The organism is Alkalimonas collagenimarina (assembly GCF_030717845.1).
Classification (GTDB): Bacteria; Pseudomonadota; Gammaproteobacteria; order Enterobacterales; family Alteromonadaceae; genus Alkalimonas; species Alkalimonas collagenimarina.
The window spans coordinates 64480-83495 of sequence record NZ_JAUZVZ010000015.1 but is presented as its reverse complement, the minus strand read 5'-3'; the positions used below and the strand labels follow the sequence as shown (position 1 = coordinate 83495).

Sequence of the window (19016 nt, the reverse complement as noted above, 5' to 3'; positions counted from 1 at the left end):
CTTAGTCGCTTTGCCTAAAAACGGCGATTAACCGATATAGCGTTGTTTTTTGTGAGGTTTAATTTTTTCAATATCAATTAGCACCAAGCCATCAATGCAATCACCAAAATCCGGGTCGACACCAAAGGCGAGAAAGTGCGCGCCATCGGGTTCACACAATTCACTGTATTGTTTGTATAAGGTAGGGATGCTCAACCCCATATTGGCCAATAAATGCTTAAGGTGGGTGAAGTCGGCTTGATAATCGTTACCAATGAACTGCTGTTGCAATTCATGCCGCTCACTATCAGGCAGCAGATAGGGCCGATTCGAGGTGGCCAGTGTTTCTGGCTTATGAAAATACAATTGATAAAAGTACACCATCAGATCCCGAGCGGCTTTCGGGTAACTATTGGATAAGCTTACTGCGCCATACAAATAGCGAATCTCAGGGTGACGCTTCAAATAAGCGCCAATACCATACCAGAGGTAATCCAAGCTGCGTTTACCCCAGTATTTTGGTTGAATGAAACTACGGCCGAGCTCTAAGCCGGCACTGAGGTAAGGTTGCATCGCGGGTGAAAAGTTAAATAAAGCGTCGCAATACAATGCTTGCTGGCTTTGCTGAGCAATCACATCGGCTGATGCTGCGAAGCGGTAGCTACCGACAATATCCAGTTGATCGTTATCCCAGAGGATAAGATGTTGATAATAAGCATCGAAGCGATCAATATCTCGCCGCTGCCCGCTGCCCGCTGCCTTCTCCTACGGCACGAAACGCAACTTCCCGCAATCGCCCTAATTCGCGCATGATGGGAGAACTGCCGTGTTGTTGAAATAAGTAAATGTGTTTATCGTCTGATGTATGGCCAAGGAATTCACACTGCTCGATAGCTTGTTTGAGTTGTTTTCGATCTTCGGGTAATGCGATACCTGACTGAGTTTTAAATAAGGGGGCTTTATTGCAGCCCAGTCGATACAGGTGTTTTTTGAATAACTTCACACGGGCTCGAGGTTCCAGTGCAAGATTGCTAAAACTGTCGTATGGGATCTGTTCACCAATCCGTATCGCTAAATGCTTTTGGCGTTGTCGGAACATCTCTTTTACCAGTAGCAAGGTGGCGAGCGGTTTATACAGCATGGATGCGCAGTAAAACTGCCAGGAATTACGTCCTTGCAAATGCACTGGTAACACAGGGGCTTTCGCCTGAGTAGCAAAGCGAAGAAAGCCAGCATGCCATTGGCCATCTCGAATGCCATTGGGTTTTAGGCGAGAGACTTCACCCGCGGGGAAAATAATCAGCGCTCCCTCATAACTTAGGTGACGGTGGATCTGATCGACAGAATGACGCCTTGTTTTGCCATGCATCGCATCAACAGGAAGCAACATACTGTGCAAAGGGGGAAGCGCCATCAGCATTTGATTGGCGATGACTTTAACATCCGGGCGAATATCACTGATGAGCTTAATCAGAGCGAGGCCATCCAGTGAGCCAATGGGATGATTGGCTATAATCACAACCCGACCATCGGATGGGATCCGCTCCAGCTCTTGTTCTCTGACGGTGCTTTGAAACTGAAAATAATCCAGTACTTGCTCAACAAAGTCCAGTCCTTGTAGATGTGGGTATTGCTGTGCAAAGTGAATAAATTCTTTTTCATGCAGTAAATGACGCAAGACCCTTGTGGTCACACGTTTGAGTAGGGGTCTATGTTCCAGTTGTGGAACCTGCTGTTGGATCATTTGTTCAATATTCAGCATCACCGGGCACCCACTTTGAACTTGTTACGAGTAGACTAGGGTAGATAGATGACATTTTGATGCTGTTTTTATGGCTAAAATATGACTCTATCGTGTGTCTGCATCAGGCAACCTGGCTGAGCTGCTGTTGCTGTCTGTTGTGAGCTGACCAGACCCTGAGTTGTTGGTAGGTTTCTGCACAATGGTATAGCGCTAAGCTGCCATCTTGTTGCTCTACTAAAGCTGTGCAACTGTCTATCCAGTCACCGTTGTTGCAATACAAGATACCATCTTGCAGGGTAATCTCTGGGTGATGAATATGGCCACAGACAATGCCGTCATAGCCGGCCCGTTTCGCCTTTGCTACCGCGGCTGAGCGATAACGGGCAATGGCCTGTTGCGCACCGGGTACCTTGCTTTTAATGTAAGCTGCCAAGCTGAAGTAGGGGCGTTGTATCCGTTGACGAAAGCGGTTATTCCAGCGGTTGAGAAACAGCAGCAAATCATACAGATGATCACCAAGGCGTCGATGCCAGTGGGCTAACTGAACTTGTTTGTCAAATTCATCGCCATGCAGTAGCAATAAACGAAGACCTTGCAAAGTGGTGTGCTGGCTACGAAGTTGGATGCTGATGGCGCCAAAGCTTTTGCCGGCATACAAACGAAATGCTTCATCGTGGTTTCCCGGAATATAAATAATTTCAGTACCTTGTTCGGCCATTTTTAATAACTGTCGCACCACTTGGTTTTGTTGAACTTGCCAGAAGACTTGTTTTTTCATCGCCCAGAGATCAACAATATCACCCAATAAATAAATGGTATCGACGTGGCAGTTCTTTAGAAAGTTCAGCAGATATCCAGCCTGACAATTCTTGCAACCCAGGTGGATATCGGATAAAAACAAGGTTCGACAGTTCAGCATAATAGGCACCATTTTGGCTTGGTTCTCCCTTAGACTGAGTTGTTGATGCGTCATTGTGATGACATTTCTTTTACGATTGAATGAAAGTGAGTTTGTGTATGTCGATTGCTCTGGTGATCCCAGATAGAGATTTATCCCGCTTAGTAGCTGAATTAACACAATTATTGCCTGATGTTGTTATTGAACAGTGGCCTGACATCGTGCAACCCGAGCGAGTTGAGTTTGCTGTCGTGTGGAAGCAACCCACCGGTAGCTTAACCAACTTCACCAACTTAAAAGCCATACAAAGCTATGGTGCGGGTGTGGACTCTGTTCTGAGCGATCGGGATTTACCACAGGTCCCATTGAGTCGGATTGTTGATCCAGGCTTGGCACAAGCGATGGTGAGCTATTTGGACACCATAGTGAACATGTATCAACTGCGATTCGATCGGTTTATTCATGACCAACCACTGCAGCAGTGGCGGCCGAAAGGGCCCAGACGACTTCAGTCTCTTGCTGTATTAGGGGTAGGTGCTTTAGGCCAGACGGTTGCGCAGCACTTTGTCACAGCAGGGTTTCAGGTGACGGGTTGGTCTCGTTCAGCGAAACAAATCGAGAATGTACAATGCTTTGCAGGTATAGAGCAGTTTGAACAAGCCGTTCAAGCTGCCGATGTTGTCGTGTGCTTGTTGCCTCTGACGGCTGAAACCGACTCATTTTTGAATGCACAGCGGTTTCAAAGTTTTAAACCTGAGGCCATTTTCGTTAATGTGGCTCGAGGCGCCATTGTTGATGATCGTGATCTGCTCAGTGCTTTAGATACCGGGCAGTTACAGGCAGCATGCCTTGATGTATTCCGACAAGAGCCTTTGCCTGCGGGGCATCCTTTCTGGAACCATCCGCAACTGATGATCACGCCGCATATTTCAGCGGTAACCAATATACAGACTGCGGCCCAACAAATTGCTGAAAATTACCGACGTTGCCAACAACACCGAACGTTATTGCATCAAGTAGATCCACAAAAGGGGTATTAATGGTACTTTCGTGCAGAAATAGCAGAATACTGTATAAAAACACACCTGTTGTAAATAAACAACAAGTTGTCTACACTAAGCCTCAGCTTAAATTTTTAAGCTAACTTGCTCACAATAATAAAAAATTAAGCGCTGAGGTATAATTTATGAGTAAAGCGTCCAGTCGTGGTTTTGGCTTTACCGCAATCGTCATCGTAGTGTGTTTAATGGCGTTATCTGCATTTTTAACCAAAGCTGAAGCCGTCTGCTTTTTTTGTTAAAGCAAGGAATGGATTGCTAAGGATTAGCGTAAAAACCCCGGTTGCGGGGTTTTTTATTGCTTATAAATCAGCTGCTTAAATTTGAACTAAGGCTGGTGCCGTTTGCTGTGGCGTTCTCGGTTATCGCGTTTCTGTTGTTGATTTTTTTGCAGTAACACATAGCAGGCGGCATACCCACCGTGATGCCGTTGTGCGGTATGGCAGGCCAAAACTTCGGGGATCTGGCTGAGCCACTTGGCACAATAGCTTTTGAGAATGGCTGGATGTGGCTTGCTGTTTCGTCCCATACCATGATGGATCAACAAAGTCCGTATACCTCGTTGGTGGCAATCTTGGATAAAATCGAATAAATGTTTTCGTGCTTCTACTAACGATTTTCCTAACATATTTAAGGTGGCATCCAGCTGATATTTCCCCAGCCGTAAATTTCGATATACGCCTTCTTGCACGCCGTCTTTCTTGTAATCAACTACATCGTCTGGTTTCAGCAGATCAACATATTCCATGCTTAAATAATTGGCATCATATTCCATAGCTTGCTCAGCTGCTTCGCGTCGAGCGAGCTGCGCCAGGGTAGGTTTAAACTCGGAGGTTTCAGGTTCCACTTCATTGTGCTGCAAAGGCTTTACATCAGCCATTTCTTGCAGGAAATCATCTAGATCATCTGTTGCCATAAACTTTTCCGATTGAACAGCATCATGATTCCATTATACGCCGATGTCGGCACGGAGTCATGTCACTGAGCCAGCTTGAACTGCAAGTGACTTTGGTTGCACGAGTTCATTGCCTGGCTCGGTTAAGGCTCCATGGCTCGTCGACAGCTCAACATCAGGAGCCGCAGCCAATAGTTGGTTGGTTTTATGGCGTTGCAAGGCAAACAGACCAAGATAATAGGCATTAATGAGTAACACCAGCAGGTTTGAGATCACACCTTGTGGAATGGCAATGAACATATAGTAGACGAACATCAATGCACAGCCAATTAATGTAGCTAATCGTAACCAAAAGACATCTTTAATAAAAAAGGCACCAATACAGATGGATAAACCAATCCAGCTTATTACATCAAAAACGATGGCTTCCATTGTTGCCTCCAACTTATATCGATTTATTGATGCGTATTATCTGAGCAGAATGATTTTTCATCAACTGAGTATTTTTACTTGTTTCAGATTACTTTTTTTAATGATTTATCCGGGGTTTCTGGAGGTGGACGGCTATCTGGTCGAAAGTGGTAAACGCATGGTGATGGACTATACTTTACAAAGTGTCAGTAAATACCGGATTAATCATGTTACCTGGTAAACTCTATGAGTTTTTGCCTTACCTCTATGCAATAGCTGGTGCAATGACTGTGTTTATAATGCCAGGTCATCCGGTATTAACGTCATTCTCTGGTGCTGTACTGATTGTGACTGCAGGTTTGGTGTGGGTACTACGCTCAGAACATCGTAGGATGGATACCGGTATCCGTGGACGTTCTGCTGGGCCACTACCTTTCTGGTGTTATGAGCTACTTCCATTTACTTACATTCTCGCTGCCCTCTTGTTGTTTGTTTGGGCATCAACCCCTTTGTTGTACCCATCTGCTGTTATTTTCCTTATCATTGGCCACCAACTTTGGTTCTTGCGAAGTAGCCAACGTAAACACAGAAAGGGCAACTATGCTCAGACGCAAGTACATGGTTGACCCCTTGTATTAACGACTCGCCTCGTAGTCAGAGTCGCTGTTTTGTATCCTATCTCGCTTAGTTATATCCCGATATAACTGTGTCAGTTTAGCTTGCGCTTGTGGCTATTTTTGCTACTATGGTGGCGCTTAATAAGGATATTTATGCTGAATGCGATTGGAGATCAGTGATCTGCTGGTACATCGTATTTCTTTCGGGTGGTATAGGATGACCAAAACAAAGTTATGTGTGTTGATTGTCGATGATGTAGCCGCAGTGCGAAGTTATCTAAAACAGATTTTGCTCGGGTTAGGGGTGCCAGATATCGTGGAAGCGGCTGATGGTGCTGAAGCGCGGGCATTATATACTCGTTTACAGCCTCAGCTTGTTTTTCTTGATATTCAGTTACCGGACATGAACGGCAAAGAGTTGCTACGGCAGTTTAAATCTCAGAACCAACACAGCCAAATTGTCATGGTATCGGCTTTTTCCAGCGTATCTAATTTAAAAGACAGTATTGCAGCAGGAGCCAATGCTTTTGTTGTAAAACCTTTTTCTGTGAAACGAATTTCCCACCTGATGCAGCCTTATTTAAACTGAGTGTCCATTACGAAGATTTTACATTTAGCGCATATTTTATCCATGCTATCGTGTTTTTTGTAAAGCTTAGGGCGAAACACTTGTGAATTATCTGTCGAAAGGTGATAATAAGCCGTCTAGACATATAGGTGCAAGAGAATATGAACCTGCAAGAAATGCGCAAGAATTCAGCGAAAGCCGCACAGTTACTCAAGGCTATTTCCAATGAACGACGTTTGTTGATCCTTTGTTATTTACTCGAAGGTGAAATGTCAGTGGGTGACATGAATGACCGATTGGAGTTGAGCCAATCTGCTTTGTCTCAGCATCTGGCTTTGTTGCGTCGTCACCATTTGGTAAAAACACGCAAAGAAGCACAAACGGTATTTTATCGCATCGAAAGTGGTGAAGTAAAAGCCGTATTGCAGGTACTGCATGATTTGTACTGTGATAAGTAATTGGATCTATGCGTTGTAAGCGATTGACGTAGTCACCGTCGTTTTATTCGCACAAAAAAACCGGCTAAATGCCGGTTTTTTTGTGCGAAGCAGCAATTAAGCTGCTTGCAACGCTTTCACGTGAGCGTTCAAACGAGACTTATGGCGTGCAGCTTTGTTCTTATGGATCAGACCTTTGTCTGCCATACGATCCAATGCTGGAACCATTTTCTTGAACGCATCCTGTGCAGCTGCAGAATCACTTACTACTACTGCCGCATAGGTTTTTTTGATAAAAGTGCGCATCATTGAACGCTGGCTGGCATTATGCTTGCGACGTTTCTCTGATTGGATTGCGCGCTTCTTAGCAGACTTGATGTTAGCCAAGGTAACACTCCTAAAAACTATATAAACTGGACTCTTTAAAGGCCGCATAATATGCCTACTTTACCATCGCTTGTCAAATGATTTATCTGCCCGATCACAGCTTTTCACACGAATTTGCATGGAAAGATTGCAATTAATACTGGCATTTAAGCGTCAGAACAGGTCAGAATAGCCATTGATGTTTTTTCTTTATTTGCCAGCAAGGATAGGTTGTGGCTGAAAAATTATTACGTTCAGGTTTGATCGTGAGTAGCATGACGCTGATTTCACGGGTACTTGGATTATTACGCGATGTGGTGATCGCTAGCTTTGTCGGGGCCGGTGCGGCAGCTGATGCATTCTTTTTTGCCAATCGTATCCCTAATTTTTTACGACGACTATTTGCTGAAGGTGCTTTTTCGCAAGCTTTTGTGCCGGTATTGAGCGAAGTCAAAGCCAAGCATGGCGATGATGCTGTGCGTGAATTGGTAGCGAAAGTAGCAGGTACCTTAGGCGTGGTGGTTACGCTGGTCACGCTTTTTGGCGTGATTGCATCGCCATTGGTTGCTTTGTTGTTTGGGATGGGTTGGTTTATCGAGTGGTTGCAAGGTGGACCTGACGCTGCTCGTTTCGAATTGGCCAGCTTTATGCTGAAAATTACCTTTCCCTACTTATGGTTCATAAGCTTTGTCGCGTTATCAGGAGCCATTCTTAATACCTACAATAAATTTGCTGTGGCAGCATTTACACCCGTCTTTCTCAATATTGCCATTATCGCTGCGGCGGTGTTTGCCTCCGACTGGTTTGCAGAACCTGCCATTGCGCTGGCATGGGGCGTGTTTTTTGGTGGTTTGATCCAGCTGTTGTTTCAGCTGCCTTTTTTAGCTCGAGCGGGGTTGCTGGTTATGCCGCGTTGGGGCTGGCGTGACCCGGGTGTGGTTAAGATCCGTACTCTGATGCTACCTGCTTTGTTTGGGGTGTCGGTCAGTCAGATCAATTTATTGCTCGATACCTTGATTGCATCTTTCTTATTAACGGGTGCTGTCAGCTGGTTGTATTATTCCGATCGTTTGCTTGAATTTCCACTGGGCCTCTTTGGTATTGCTATAGCGACGGTTATTTTACCGACATTATCCCGGATGCATGCCAGTGCCAGTATGGAAGATTTTCGTCATACACTGGATTGGGCGCTGCGTTTTATTGCTTTATTTGGCTTTCCTGCCATGGCTGGGTTGATGGTGTTAGGCAAACCTATTATTGCCGTGTTGTTCATGCGCGGTGAATTCACCTCGACCGATGTTGATATGGTGTCGTACAGTTTATTTGCTTATGCCACTGGTTTATTTAGTTTCATGTTGATTAAAATTTTGGCCCCGGCCTTTTACGCTCGGCAAGACATGAAGACGCCAGTAAGGATAGGTATTATTGCTATGGTAGCAAATATGGCTTTCAATCTGATGTTAGCTCCTTTTCTCAGCTATGTCGGCTTGGCGTTAGCAACCGCTTTATCAGCTAGTTTGAATGCTTTTTTGCTGTACCGCGGCTTGCAAAAAACCGGTGTCTACCACATATCAAGCACCAGCTTGGTGTTCGTATTGCGGGTGATGATGGCCAGCTGCATCATGGCTTTTGTGCTGTGGTGGTGGCTCCCTGACATGGCTTTTTGGTACCAGCAATCGACAACATGGCAAATGGGTCAACTACTGATGTCATGTGTACTGGCTGCGCTTGGATACTTTGGCTGTTTATGGCTGTTGGGTGGCCGTTTTCATCAGATCCAAAGGCAACATCATTCGGGATGAAAAACCTTACATAAGCAGGTATAATCGCCTGCTTATTAGCAACAGCTGTGCAGAATAACGATTAAGGCAGGCATGGAGTTTATTCGCGGGTTACACAATATCAAACCTGAGCATCAGGGTTGTGTGTTAACAATTGGCAATTTCGACGGCGTTCATTTAGGACATCAGGCGGTTTTGGCGAAGTTGCAAGCGGTTGCTCAGCAGCGTCAGTTACCATCCTGCGTGATGGTATTTGAACCCCAGCCCTTAGAGTTGTTTGCACCAGAGCAAGCCCCAGCGCGGCTTAGTCGATTGCGGGAAAAATACCATGGCCTGGCGAGCTTTGGTGTTGAGCGTTTATTGTGTGTGAACTTTAATCGGCGTTTTGCCGATCTTGATCCAGCTTACTTTATCGAGCAGTTGTTGGTGCAGCAACTTGGCGTGCGGCACTTGATCGTGGGTGATGATTTTTGTTTTGGTAAAAACCGAACCGGTAACTATAGCTTGCTGCAGCAAGCATCTGAACGTTTTGGTTTTGGTTTAACCCCTACGGCAAGTTTAAAGCAACATACTCACCGGGTGAGTAGTACCCGGATTCGTCAAGCACTGGCAAAGGATGATTTGCAAGAGGCGCAAGCGATGCTAGGACGGCCATTCGCCTTGATGGGGCGAGTGCGGCATGGCAGGCAATTGGGCCGCGAATTGGGATTTCCAACGGCCAATGTGTGGTTGTATCGTCGCAAATTGCCTGTTCATGGCGTTTATGCCATTGAAGTCAGTACGCCCTATGGCGTTTTTCAGGGGGTGGCCAACATAGGTTCTCGGCCAACCGTCTCGGGCAAAACGGAGCAGCTAGAAGCACATTTGTTTGATTTTCAAGGTGATCTTTATGGAAATCAGATTGAAGTACGATTACGGCATAAAATCCGTGATGAGCAAAGTTTTGCCAGCCTGGCAGCTTTGCAGCAACAAATTCAACGGGACGCTGAAGCTGCCCGTAATTTTTTTAAGTCGTCAGCCTCAGTGCAGGTTGAAGCCAATGAACAACGATGACGGATAAACAACGGATGAGTGATTACAAGCATACCTTGAACCTGCCTGAAACCGAATTTGCCATGCGAGGCAATCTGGCGAAACGAGAGCCAGAGATGCTAGCTGAATGGCAGCAAGCTGATTTGTATCAGCAAATCCGCACGGTAAAAAAAGGCAAGCCGCAGTTTATCCTGCATGATGGCCCTCCTTATGCCAATGGCAGCATTCATATTGGCCATGCGGTCAATAAAATCTTGAAAGACATGATTGTTAAAGCCAAAACCCTGTCTGATTTTGATGCGCCTTATGTGCCGGGCTGGGATTGTCATGGCTTACCGATTGAGCTGGTGGTCGAGAAAAAATATGGTAAGCCCGGAGTGAAGTTAACCGATGCGGAGTTCCGGCAAAAATGTCGTGACTATGCAGCGACTCAGATTGAAGCGCAAAAAGTCGACTTTATTCGCTTAGGGGTTTTCGCTGATTGGGATAACCCTTACCGCACCATGGATTTTGATTTTGAAGCCAATATTATTCGCTCTTTAGGGAAAATCATAGACAATGGTCATTTGCAACAAGGCTTTAAGCCAGTGCATTGGTGTACCGACTGTGGTTCGGCATTAGCGGAAGCAGAAGTTGAATATCAGGACAAGACATCGCCAGCCATTGATGTGCGTTTTCAGGTCGTCGATGAAAGTGTGGTGGATCGTTTTGATCATCCTGAAGCGCATCGTGGCAAGGGGACAGTGTCGGTCGTTATTTGGACTACGACGCCTTGGACCATTCCAGCCAACCGCGCTGTGGCAGTGCATGCCGATTTAGACTACAGCCTGGTGCAAGTGGAGCAAGGGGAACATGGTCCTGAGCGCTTGATTATCGCCACGGATCTGGTGACTGAAGTGATGGCTCGCGCTGGAATTGAGCACTACCATGCACTTGGTTTTTGCAAAGGAAAACAACTGGAATTAGTCGCTTTACAGCATCCTCTGTATGATTTCGAAGTACCGATGATCTTGGGTGAGCATGTCACCACTGAATCGGGGACTGGCTGCGTGCATACTGCACCGGGCCATGGTCAGGAAGACTTTGTGGTGGGTAAGCTCTACAACCTTGAGGTAGCAAACCCGGTGGGCGCCAATGGTGTGTATTTGCCAGATACGCCTTTGTTTGCCGGTCAACATGTGTTTAAAGCCAATGATAGCGTGGTGGAAGCGTTAAAAGAGCACAAAGCTCTGCTGGTGCATAAAGCCTATCAGCACAGCTACCCACATTGCTGGCGCCATAAGACGCCGATAATTTTTCGTGCTACGCCGCAGTGGTTTATCAGCATGGAGCAACAAGGTTTGCGCCAGACCTCGCTTGCAGAAATTGAAAAAACACAGTGGATACCTGATTGGGGCCAAAACCGGATCGAAAAGATGGTCGCAGGTCGCCCGGATTGGTGTATTTCTCGCCAGCGGACTTGGGGGGTACCCATCCCGTTGTTTGTCGATAAAGACAGTGGTGCCTTGCACCCGGATACCGCTGCATTAATTGAGCAAGTGGCTCAAAAAGTAGAGCAACAAGGGATCCAAGCCTGGTTTGATATGACTGCTGATGAACTGCTTAGCGCAGACGATGCTGAGCGGTATGTCAAAGTGAAAGATACGTTGGATGTGTGGTTTGACTCAGGCGTAACCCATGCTTGTGTGGTGGATGCCCGGGCCGATTTTAATGGTGCAACCCAGGCCGATTTGTACTTAGAGGGCTCAGATCAGCACCGTGGTTGGTTTATGTCATCGCTGATGACTGGTGTTGGCATCAAAGGGCATGCACCCTATAAGCAAGTATTGACGCATGGCTTTACGGTAGATGGTCAAGGTCGGAAGATGTCAAAGTCTTTGGGCAACGTGGTATCGCCTCAGCAAGTGATGAATAAGTTAGGCGCAGATATTCTGCGGTTGTGGGTCGCTACTGCCGATTACACCTCAGAAATGACAGTCTCGGATGAAATCCTAAATCGTGCTGCCGATAAGTATCGTCGTATTCGAAACACCGCTCGTTTCTTATTGTCCAATTTGAATGGTTTTGAGCCTGAGCGTGATCAACTGCCACTGAGCGAGTTGGTTGAACTGGATCTGTGGATGGTGACTCGAGCTGCTCAGCTGCAACAAGAAATTATTGCTGCTTATGACGATTACCAGTTCCATCAGGTTAGTCAGAAACTGATGAATTTCTGTACCGTTGAACTGGGTAGCTTTTATCTGGATGTGATTAAAGACCGACAGTATACTGCCAAGGCAGATAGCCAGGCTCGTCGCTCTTGTCAGACAGCGATGTATCATATTGTGCAAGCGCTGGTGCGTTGGATGGCGCCGATCATGAGCTTTACCGCGCAGGAAATCTGGCAGCAATTGCCAGAGCAGCAGCAACCTTTTGTTTTTATGGATGTCTGGTACGAAGGTCTGCGTGACATTCCGCAAGGCCGTTTTGACAATGCGTTCTGGCAACAATTGTTGTTGGTGCGTGATGAAGTGAATAAGGTGCTGGAAAAAGCTCGAAAGCAAGAGGTCATAGGGGCTTCATTGCAAGCTGAGGTGACTCTGTATGCTCCTGCTGAGTTGGCATCGCAATTGGAAAAACTTCAGGATGAGCTGCGCTTCGCGCTGATCACCAGTACGGCAACGGTCAGCAGTGAACCAGCCCCGGCCGATGCTGAGGCGACAGAGATCGCCGGTTTATCTGTGTTGGTACACCCAAGCAGTGCAGTGAAATGCGAGCGATGCTGGCACTACCGACATGATGTTGGCGCGGATAGCGCTCACCCAACCATCTGTCTGCGCTGTGTCAGCAATGTCAGCGGTGATGGTGAACAAAGAGAATTTGCCTGATGCATTTATTTCGCCAAACAGGCTGGGCTTTCTGGTGGCTTGCGTTATTGGTTCTGGTCATGGACCAACTAAGCAAGCAGTGGGTGCATCACAGCATGGCGCTGTATGACTCCATCCAGTTGCTGCCTTTTTTTAATTTGACCTATGTGCGTAATCCCGGTGCGGCCTTTTCTTTTTTAAGTGATGCGGGCGGCTGGCAACGTTGGTTTTTTACTGTAGTGGCGCTGGCGATTACCACGGTGCTTAGTGTCTGGTTAGCGCGATTGGGACCTAAGGCGAGCAAATTGAGCATTGGCCTTAGTTTGATCATTGGCGGCGCACTTGGCAACTTGATTGACCGGCTGTGGCATGGCTACGTCATCGACTTTTTTCATTTGTATTATCAAAACTGGCATTACCCAGCCTTCAATATCGCTGATTCAGCCATTGTGGTGGGCGCGGCATTGTTGATATGGGATAGTTTTAGTCAGCGGGAGCACAGCCATGAGCACAGCAAGTAACGCATCAATGACGATTACCGGGCAAAGTACCGTGCTATTTCATGTTGATATTAAACTATCGGATGGCAGTGCAGCAGAAAGCACCCGGGTACACAATAAACCGGCCAGGATGCGAATGGGTGATGGTAGTGTGTCAGCAGCTTTTGAGGCGCAGTTGCTGGGCCGAAAAGCTGGTGAACAACTGACATTCACACTGCCGCCAGAGGATGCTTATGGTATGCCGAATCCGGATAATATCTATTATCTGGATCGCAACAAATTTTCAGCGGAAAGCCCGGCAGAGGTCGGTGCAATCATTGGCTTTGGCATGCCCGATGGTTCGGAGTTGCCAGGTTTGATCCGTGAGGTGGCAGGGCAATCTGTTACCGTAGATTTTAACCATCCCCTGGCTGGTCAAACGCTGACCTTTCAACTTGAGATTCTGGAGGTGCAGTAATGGAGATTATACTGGCAAACCCTCGCGGTTTCTGTGCAGGTGTCGATCGTGCCATCAGTATAGTTGAGCGTGCTCTTGAATTGTATGAGCACCCGATTTATGTGCGGCACGAGGTAGTGCATAACAAATTTGTGGTTGATGGCTTGCGCCGCCGTGGTGCCGTATTTGTCGATGAGCTCACTGAAGTGCCAGACGGACAAATTGTTATTTTTAGTGCGCATGGTGTGTCACAAGTGGTGCGTCAACAAGCCAAAAAACGTGGTTTGAAAGTGTTTGATGCGACCTGCCCCCTGGTGACCAAAGTACATATGGAAGTCACCCGCGCCAGTCGCAAAGGCATCGAGTGTATTTTGATAGGTCATGCCGGTCATCCTGAAGTAGAAGGTACCATGGGGCAGTACGATAACCCTGCCGGAGGCATTTATCTGGTTGAGTCGGTCGCCGATGTGCAGCAACTTGAGGTGAAAAACCCGCAGCTGTTGTGTTACAGCAGTCAAACGACGTTATCGGTGGATGACACCTCTGATGTGATTGCTGCGCTTAGAGAGCGATTTCCCGATATTGAAGGCCCGCGTAAAGATGATATCTGCTATGCCACGCAAAACCGTCAGGATGCGGTACGGGAGTTGGCTGGTAAAGCGGATTTGTTGCTGGTGGTTGGGGCGAAAAATAGCAGTAACTCGAATCGACTGCGCGAGTTGGCGGAGAAGATGGGCTGCACATCCTATTTAATTGATACAGCTGATGATATTCAGGCAGAATGGTTGGATGGCATGAATAAAATTGCGGTAACCGCAGGAGCCTCCGCCCCGGAAGTATTGGTGCAGCAAGTGGTCAGAAAACTGCAAGACTCTGGTGGCAAGTTGGTGATCGAGCACCCAGGTCGTGAAGAAAACATCGTGTTTGCTATACCAGCCGAGCTGCGCTAGCACTGGTGTTACCGGGGTGATGGCGCTATAGTCAAGTTCATCTTACATTGCATAGCGCCGGTATGACTCAAACGGGATCTTTACAGCATCACTCAGCGTTACCTGCTTTCTGTCAGAGCCGTGGCGTTCTGGCTGTGGTGGTTCTAGCCCAAGCCGTCGCTATTATACTGGCATTCTCACCGGGAAGTGAGGGTGACCCGTGGCTTCGCCTTGGTGTCATTAGCCTCTTTGTCCATTGGACATCACTACTCAGCATTGCTGTATTGTGCCGTCTTCGGCTACGTTTGGCCTTATATCGCCCTTGGGTACAAGGTCTGGCTGCCCTGTTAACTTTGCTGTTTTTTACCCTTGTGGTTAGCCTGATCGCAGTGCCTTTTTTGGCTGGTTTTCACTGGCAACCGGCCCAGTCGTTGTGGCAATTTACCCTCACCAATCTATTGATTGCCTTCATTGTAGGTTTATTGGCCATTCAATTCAGTGCCATGCATCTGGAGCGCAGTTTGCGGATAGAAGCTCAGTCCCGAGCTGAGCTGGATGCATTACAAGCCCGGATCCGTCCTCATTTTTTATTTAACAGCCTCAATACGGCGGCCGAACTGACGCACCAGGATCCTGCTGCAGCCGAGCAGGCATTGTTAAATCTTGCCAGCTTATTCCGGGCCGCAATGCATGCAGGAGAGCAGGCTCAGTTGCAGGATGAAATTGCGCTGGCTAAGCAGTATTTAGCCTTGGAGCAGTGGCGGTTAGGGGAGCGGTTGCAAGTACACTGGCGCCTTCCGAAGGAGCTGGTGGCGTTGACTATGCCGGTGCTGACCTTACAGCCATTACTAGAAAATGCTATTTATCACGGTATCGAGCCGGCTAAAAAAGGCGGTATCCTCGATATTGAGCTGGTGCAGTCCGCCCGCTCAGTGACGCTGCTGATCAGCAATACATTACCCGAGCAGGCGGTGCGTTCCAGCAAAGGCAATGGCATTGCGCTTGAAAATATCCGCCAGCGCTTAGCACTCATGTATCAGCAGCATGCACAGTTGCATTGCAGCCGGGTGGAGCAGCAATTCCGGGTTAAATTAGTGCTGCCACGTACAGTGGAGGGGCAGATTGCATGAAAGTATTGCTGGTTGATGATGAACCTTTGGCGCGCTCGCGCATGCGTCGTTTATTGCAAGCGCATGCCGATGTTGATCTAGTGGGTGAGGCGGAAGATGGTCAGCAAGCATTGGAGCTATGCCGCAGTTTGCAACCAGATTTACTGTTGTTAGACATAGAAATGCCAACCTTGTCAGGCTTGGATGTCGCCAAAGCACTCTCTGACGTAGTGGTGCCTCCCGCCTTGGTTTTTGTGACGGCACACCCACAGCATGCCCTGAATGCATGGCAACTGGCCGCGGCCGGGTATTTAGTGAAGCCGGTTTCAGCCGAAGCGCTGGCGGATTTACTTGGGCGCTTAGGCAAGCCAAACCGCGTTCAGTTGGAAGCGAAAAAAGAACCGGTGATCAGCTATCAGCTGGCCGGTGTAAGTCGCCAAGTCGCACTCTCTGCTATTTTGTATCTGCAAGCCGAAGACAAGTACGTGCGTCTTGTGTTTCAGGGGGGAGAGGCCCTGATAGAACAAAGTTTGCGTCAGTTGGAACTGGATTACCCGCAACTGTTGCGTATTCATCGTAAAGTACTGATCAATAGCCAGCATTTTGTTGCTTTACATCAGCACGGTTCTGGCTACTGGCTGGAGTTAAATGGATGTGCCGAGCGGCTTGATGTAAGCCGGCGGGAAGCAAGCAAAATTCGATTGCTTTTGCAGCAACAGAAACTCTAGGATGTAAAGCAATCAGCAAAGAGCAACACGCCGTAGACGCCGTTTATCGGCCGATCCAACCGTTCATCCAACTCGCAGTAGATTTTTACCCGTAACACCCTATGCTGGTAACATCAAAAAGTGTTTATAAGCGATGTTATGGTGCAAAGCGTTTCGAAAAAACAGCACGGGTTTACCCTGATTGAATTGATGGTGACGGTGGCAGTGTTGACGATTGCGTTGACGGTTGCTGTTCCTTCCTTTACAAACTTGATCAATGGTAATCGTTTGACCTCACAAGCGAATGAGCTGCTTTCGGCGATGAGCTTTGCACGAAGTGAGGCAATTCGGTTAAACCGTAATGTTATCTTATGCCATAGTACCAACAGTAGCAGTTGCTCCGAGCCCGCAGGTGGTGAGTGGGCTGGCTGGATCGTTCTGGAGCAAGGTGGTGATACAGTACTTGCTACGGGATTGATACACAATCAACTGGTCACACGTGCTAGTTCAGCACTGGCCAATTCGTCATTTAGTATCCGCTATAACGCGCAAGGCTTTATCCGCCATCCTACGAACAATAACTTACTAAGTGCTTCGTTACGGGTCTGCAGTCCCTCTGGACGACCAAATCCTAATGCACGAGATGTGCAGTTCATTTCTGGTGGCCGTGTGAGCATTACGCCGGTTCATGATGAAAACTGCAGTACCCCAGGCAATAGTTAGGAGATAAACATGAAGCAGTGGCAGAGCTCATTCCAATCACAGCGCGGCGTTAGTTTATTAGAAGTGTTAATTGCCATGCTGGTTTTAGGTATTGGCCTGTTAGGGGTTGCCGCACTTCAGGCTAACTCAGTGCGTAACACGCAAGGGGCTTACGAACGAACCATGGCTGTAGTGATGGTAGATTCTATTATTGAGAGTATTCGGGCCAACCCAAATGCAGCACCGGGTGCTTATGCCTTAAGTGGTTGCACCGCCGGCGGAAGCGGTTTGGTTGGTGAGCAGCTAAGCCATTGGGTGGGGCGCCTGCAACTTGAGTTGGGCGATGATGTTGACTGCTCCATTAGTTTTTCCGGTGGCTTGTATGTCATAGAGGTGCAATGGCAGGACACACGATTAAGTGAAATGGCAGACTCAGCAATTCGAACGGCGGTAATGTTATGACAGCAGTGAGAATAGAGATGAATACAAGGGCTCATCACCAACGAGGTGTCTCTTTGGTCGAACTGATGATTGCCATGATGCTAGGTGTGATTCTTATTGGTGGTGTGATGGGGGTGTTTTTATCCACTCAACAAACCTATCGGGTGAATGATAGTTTGAATCGGATGCAGGATGGTTTTCGGGTTGGTTTTCAATTATTGACGCGAGATCTTCGTAACGCAGGCAGCTCAGGTTGTACCAACAATGGACGAGTCGTCAATGTACTGGCTGGTAATGCATGGTGGGCTGATTGGGGCGGCAGTAATTTTATGGCTTATGATGGTGACACTGCTTACCCCGGTGTGGCATTTGGTACGGGCGTGGGCCAACGTGTGTCTGGCACTTCGGCTATTCAGATGATGTATTCATTAAGCGATGGTGATGAAGCTATTGCCATTGCTCATGTGCCTTCAGGTGTCAATGCAAGCTTTCAAATTGCTGCTGGCGCTAATATTGCTCAAGGCGATATTGTGATGGTCTGCGATCAGTCTCAATCAACTATTTTCCAAGTGTCTAATATTACAGGTGGTGGCGTTAACGTTATTCATAATACCGGCAATACCACTACACCAGGTAACTGCACCAATCGTTTGGGTTTTCCCGGCCCGACCAGTTGCAGTGCCTCAGCTGGTACTGCTTATGTGTTTCCTCCAAACGCGGTGTTATCTAAGTTTGAGTCTGTTTCTTGGTTTGTCGGTCATAATGGCCGTCCGGCAACAGGCGGACAGTCTCTGTACCGAACCTCCGTTGAGCAGGGAAACGTGGTGGTGGAAGAGGTGATTGAGGGCGTGGTTGATGTGCAGTTCGAGTTTTTGTTGCTGGGTGCGAATAGTTTTATTGCAACCAATGCGGTTCCGGCTAATCGTTGGATTGACGTGGTGTCATCGCGTCTGACTGTCACGGTTGAATCACCACATGACAATATGACTGATGATGGCAATCGCTTGAACCGAACGATAGTGCACGAAGTTGCGTTGAGGAATCCAGTACTATGATGAAGCGAATCAACTCACAACAGGGCATGGCGTTAATCATCAGCCTGTTATTACTCATTGCGATTACTGTTATTGCGCTGGCTTCGAGCCGTGGTACCGGCCAACAAGAACGAATGAGTTCGAATTTGTATGATCGTGAATTGGCTTTTCAAGCGGTCGAAAGTGCCGTGCGATTTGCTGAAGAGTGGCTGATAGCCAACCCTAACCACGATGACTTCAATGATACTGATGGCCGTTTTCAGCAACCGGACCCGAATAACCTACCGCGTTGGCGTAACCCTGCCACGGTGTGGGAAGCTGCTGATATAAACCTTGGTGGTATGCATCCCAACACTGAGTTCATTATTGAAGATATGGGCCGTTGGCCAGATCCACCTGATTGCGCCCGAGGTTCAACTATACCTCCAGGATGTTTATCACAAACGTATCGCATCACTGCCCGCAGTGCAGATGATGACCGAGCTGGCATCATGCTACAAGTGCTATTTCGCCGCTAATTGAATCA

The 19016-nt window shown here is 47.6% G+C and carries 20 protein-coding genes and 1 pseudogene; 16 read left to right on the top strand and 5 right to left on the bottom strand.

Annotated features, from left to right (window positions below):
- Positions 1–27: 27 nt before the first annotated feature.
- A pseudogene (gene olsF, locus Q3O60_RS11785) lies at positions 28–1741 on the bottom strand (bifunctional ornithine lipid synthase OlsF).
- A gap of 103 nt (positions 1742–1844) precedes the next feature.
- Positions 1845–2642 carry a UDP-2,3-diacylglucosamine diphosphatase gene (locus tag Q3O60_RS11780; protein ID WP_305894136.1) on the bottom strand — a complete coding sequence of 266 codons (798 nt, stop codon included), beginning with the start codon at positions 2640–2642 and terminating at the stop codon, positions 1845–1847.
- Positions 2643–2740: 98 nt separating this feature from the next.
- On the opposite strand from Q3O60_RS11780, the gene Q3O60_RS11775 reads away from it, so the two are divergent.
- Positions 2741–3661, top strand: coding sequence for a 2-hydroxyacid dehydrogenase (locus Q3O60_RS11775; RefSeq protein ID WP_305894135.1), 921 nt, complete (start codon positions 2741–2743; stop codon positions 3659–3661).
- A 346-nt stretch (positions 3662–4007) separates the two neighbouring features.
- On the opposite strand, the gene smrA is transcribed toward Q3O60_RS11775, so the two are convergent.
- Positions 4008–4595, bottom strand: coding sequence for a DNA endonuclease SmrA (gene smrA / locus Q3O60_RS11770; protein ID WP_305894134.1), 588 nt, complete (start codon positions 4593–4595; stop codon positions 4008–4010).
- A 57-nt stretch (positions 4596–4652) separates the two neighbouring features.
- Positions 4653–5006 carry a hypothetical protein gene (locus Q3O60_RS11765; protein ID WP_305894133.1) on the bottom strand — a complete coding sequence of 118 codons (354 nt, stop codon included), beginning with the start codon at positions 5004–5006 and terminating at the stop codon, positions 4653–4655.
- Between the two features lie 206 nt (positions 5007–5212).
- On the opposite strand from Q3O60_RS11765, the gene Q3O60_RS11760 reads away from it, so the two are divergent.
- The 3 genes from Q3O60_RS11760 to Q3O60_RS11750 all read left to right on the top strand — a co-directional run bounded on the left by Q3O60_RS11760 (position 5213) and on the right by Q3O60_RS11750 (position 6628).
- Positions 5213–5611, top strand: a complete 399-nt coding sequence (locus Q3O60_RS11760) for a hypothetical protein (protein WP_305894132.1) — start codon at positions 5213–5215, stop codon at positions 5609–5611.
- A gap of 208 nt (positions 5612–5819) precedes the next feature.
- Positions 5820–6191, top strand: coding sequence for a response regulator (locus Q3O60_RS11755; protein WP_305894131.1), 372 nt, complete (start codon positions 5820–5822; stop codon positions 6189–6191).
- Positions 6192–6331: 140 nt separating this feature from the next.
- Complete coding sequence (locus Q3O60_RS11750) at positions 6332–6628, top strand: ArsR/SmtB family transcription factor (RefSeq protein ID WP_305894130.1); 297 nt, start codon at positions 6332–6334, stop codon at positions 6626–6628.
- 96 nt (positions 6629–6724) lie between these two features.
- Here the strand turns inward: Q3O60_RS11750 and rpsT are convergent, their stop codons facing one another.
- Positions 6725–6994, bottom strand: coding sequence for a 30S ribosomal protein S20 (rpsT, locus tag Q3O60_RS11745; RefSeq protein ID WP_305894129.1), 270 nt, complete (start codon positions 6992–6994; stop codon positions 6725–6727).
- A 212-nt stretch (positions 6995–7206) separates the two neighbouring features.
- Between rpsT and murJ the strand changes: the two genes are divergently transcribed.
- The 12 genes from murJ (at position 7207) to Q3O60_RS11685 (ending at position 19008) form a co-directional block, all read left to right on the top strand.
- A complete protein-coding gene (gene murJ / locus Q3O60_RS11740; protein WP_305894128.1) occupies positions 7207–8775 on the top strand; it encodes a murein biosynthesis integral membrane protein MurJ in 1569 nt (522 codons plus the stop codon).
- A 72-nt stretch (positions 8776–8847) separates the two neighbouring features.
- Entirely contained in the window at positions 8848–9807 is a 960-nt protein-coding gene (ribF, locus tag Q3O60_RS11735; protein WP_305894127.1) for a bifunctional riboflavin kinase/FAD synthetase, read from the top strand.
- A gap of 14 nt (positions 9808–9821) precedes the next feature.
- Positions 9822–12653 (top strand): isoleucine--tRNA ligase, encoded by a 2832-nt coding sequence (gene ileS, locus Q3O60_RS11730; RefSeq protein ID WP_305894144.1) that lies wholly within the window; start codon positions 9822–9824, stop codon positions 12651–12653.
- On the top strand, positions 12653–13153 hold the full coding sequence (lspA, locus tag Q3O60_RS11725) for a signal peptidase II (protein ID WP_369812665.1): 501 nt from the start codon (positions 12653–12655) through the stop codon (positions 13151–13153). Before ileS ends, lspA begins: the two co-directional genes overlap by 1 nt.
- Complete coding sequence (fkpB, locus tag Q3O60_RS11720; RefSeq protein ID WP_305894126.1) at positions 13137–13589, top strand: FKBP-type peptidyl-prolyl cis-trans isomerase; 453 nt, start codon at positions 13137–13139, stop codon at positions 13587–13589. The genes lspA and fkpB overlap by 17 nt, the downstream gene beginning before the upstream one ends.
- Positions 13589–14518, top strand: a complete 930-nt coding sequence (ispH, locus tag Q3O60_RS11715) for a 4-hydroxy-3-methylbut-2-enyl diphosphate reductase (protein WP_305894125.1) — start codon at positions 13589–13591, stop codon at positions 14516–14518. Before fkpB ends, ispH begins: the two co-directional genes overlap by 1 nt.
- 62 nt (positions 14519–14580) lie before the next feature.
- Complete coding sequence (locus Q3O60_RS11710) at positions 14581–15627, top strand: sensor histidine kinase (RefSeq protein WP_305894124.1); 1047 nt, start codon at positions 14581–14583, stop codon at positions 15625–15627.
- Entirely contained in the window at positions 15624–16334 is a 711-nt protein-coding gene (locus tag Q3O60_RS11705; protein WP_305894123.1) for a LytR/AlgR family response regulator transcription factor, read from the top strand. The genes Q3O60_RS11710 and Q3O60_RS11705 overlap by 4 nt, the downstream gene beginning before the upstream one ends.
- A 138-nt stretch (positions 16335–16472) precedes the next feature.
- A complete protein-coding gene (locus Q3O60_RS11700) occupies positions 16473–17036 on the top strand; it encodes a GspH/FimT family pseudopilin (RefSeq protein WP_305894122.1) in 564 nt (187 codons plus the stop codon).
- A 9-nt stretch (positions 17037–17045) separates the two neighbouring features.
- A complete protein-coding gene (pilV, locus tag Q3O60_RS11695; RefSeq protein ID WP_305894121.1) occupies positions 17046–17477 on the top strand; it encodes a type IV pilus modification protein PilV in 432 nt (143 codons plus the stop codon).
- Complete coding sequence (locus tag Q3O60_RS11690) at positions 17474–18511, top strand: PilW family protein (protein ID WP_305894120.1); 1038 nt, start codon at positions 17474–17476, stop codon at positions 18509–18511. Before pilV ends, Q3O60_RS11690 begins: the two co-directional genes overlap by 4 nt.
- Complete coding sequence (locus tag Q3O60_RS11685) at positions 18508–19008, top strand: pilus assembly PilX family protein (RefSeq protein ID WP_305894119.1); 501 nt, start codon at positions 18508–18510, stop codon at positions 19006–19008. Before Q3O60_RS11690 ends, Q3O60_RS11685 begins: the two co-directional genes overlap by 4 nt.
- The last annotated feature ends 8 nt before the right edge of the window (positions 19009–19016 follow it).

Coding starts and splice junctions, on each gene's coding strand:
- Q3O60_RS11755 (WP_305894131.1), top strand. CDS start 5,820: ATGACCAAAACAAAGTTATGTGTGTTGATTGTCGATGATGTAGCCGCA.
- Q3O60_RS11690 (WP_305894120.1), top strand. CDS start 17,474: ATGACAGCAGTGAGAATAGAGATGAATACAAGGGCTCATCACCAACGA.
- Q3O60_RS11775 (WP_305894135.1), top strand. CDS start 2,741: ATGTCGATTGCTCTGGTGATCCCAGATAGAGATTTATCCCGCTTAGTA.
- Q3O60_RS11760 (WP_305894132.1), top strand. CDS start 5,213: ATGTTACCTGGTAAACTCTATGAGTTTTTGCCTTACCTCTATGCAATA.
- Q3O60_RS11705 (WP_305894123.1), top strand. CDS start 15,624: ATGAAAGTATTGCTGGTTGATGATGAACCTTTGGCGCGCTCGCGCATG.
- fkpB (WP_305894126.1), top strand. CDS start 13,137: ATGAGCACAGCAAGTAACGCATCAATGACGATTACCGGGCAAAGTACC.
- ileS (WP_305894144.1), top strand. CDS start 9,822: ATGAGTGATTACAAGCATACCTTGAACCTGCCTGAAACCGAATTTGCC.
- ispH (WP_305894125.1), top strand. CDS start 13,589: ATGGAGATTATACTGGCAAACCCTCGCGGTTTCTGTGCAGGTGTCGAT.
- Q3O60_RS11710 (WP_305894124.1), top strand. CDS start 14,581: ATGACTCAAACGGGATCTTTACAGCATCACTCAGCGTTACCTGCTTTC.
- Q3O60_RS11780 (WP_305894136.1), bottom strand. CDS start 2,642: ATGCTGAACTGTCGAACCTTGTTTTTATCCGATATCCACCTGGGTTGC.
- lspA (WP_369812665.1), top strand. CDS start 12,653: ATGCATTTATTTCGCCAAACAGGCTGGGCTTTCTGGTGGCTTGCGTTA.
- smrA (WP_305894134.1), bottom strand. CDS start 4,595: ATGGCAACAGATGATCTAGATGATTTCCTGCAAGAAATGGCTGATGTA.
- ribF (WP_305894127.1), top strand. CDS start 8,848: ATGGAGTTTATTCGCGGGTTACACAATATCAAACCTGAGCATCAGGGT.
- Q3O60_RS11765 (WP_305894133.1), bottom strand. CDS start 5,006: ATGGAAGCCATCGTTTTTGATGTAATAAGCTGGATTGGTTTATCCATC.
- Q3O60_RS11750 (WP_305894130.1), top strand. CDS start 6,332: ATGAACCTGCAAGAAATGCGCAAGAATTCAGCGAAAGCCGCACAGTTA.
- Q3O60_RS11700 (WP_305894122.1), top strand. CDS start 16,473: ATGGTGCAAAGCGTTTCGAAAAAACAGCACGGGTTTACCCTGATTGAA.
- pilV (WP_305894121.1), top strand. CDS start 17,046: ATGAAGCAGTGGCAGAGCTCATTCCAATCACAGCGCGGCGTTAGTTTA.
- Q3O60_RS11685 (WP_305894119.1), top strand. CDS start 18,508: ATGATGAAGCGAATCAACTCACAACAGGGCATGGCGTTAATCATCAGC.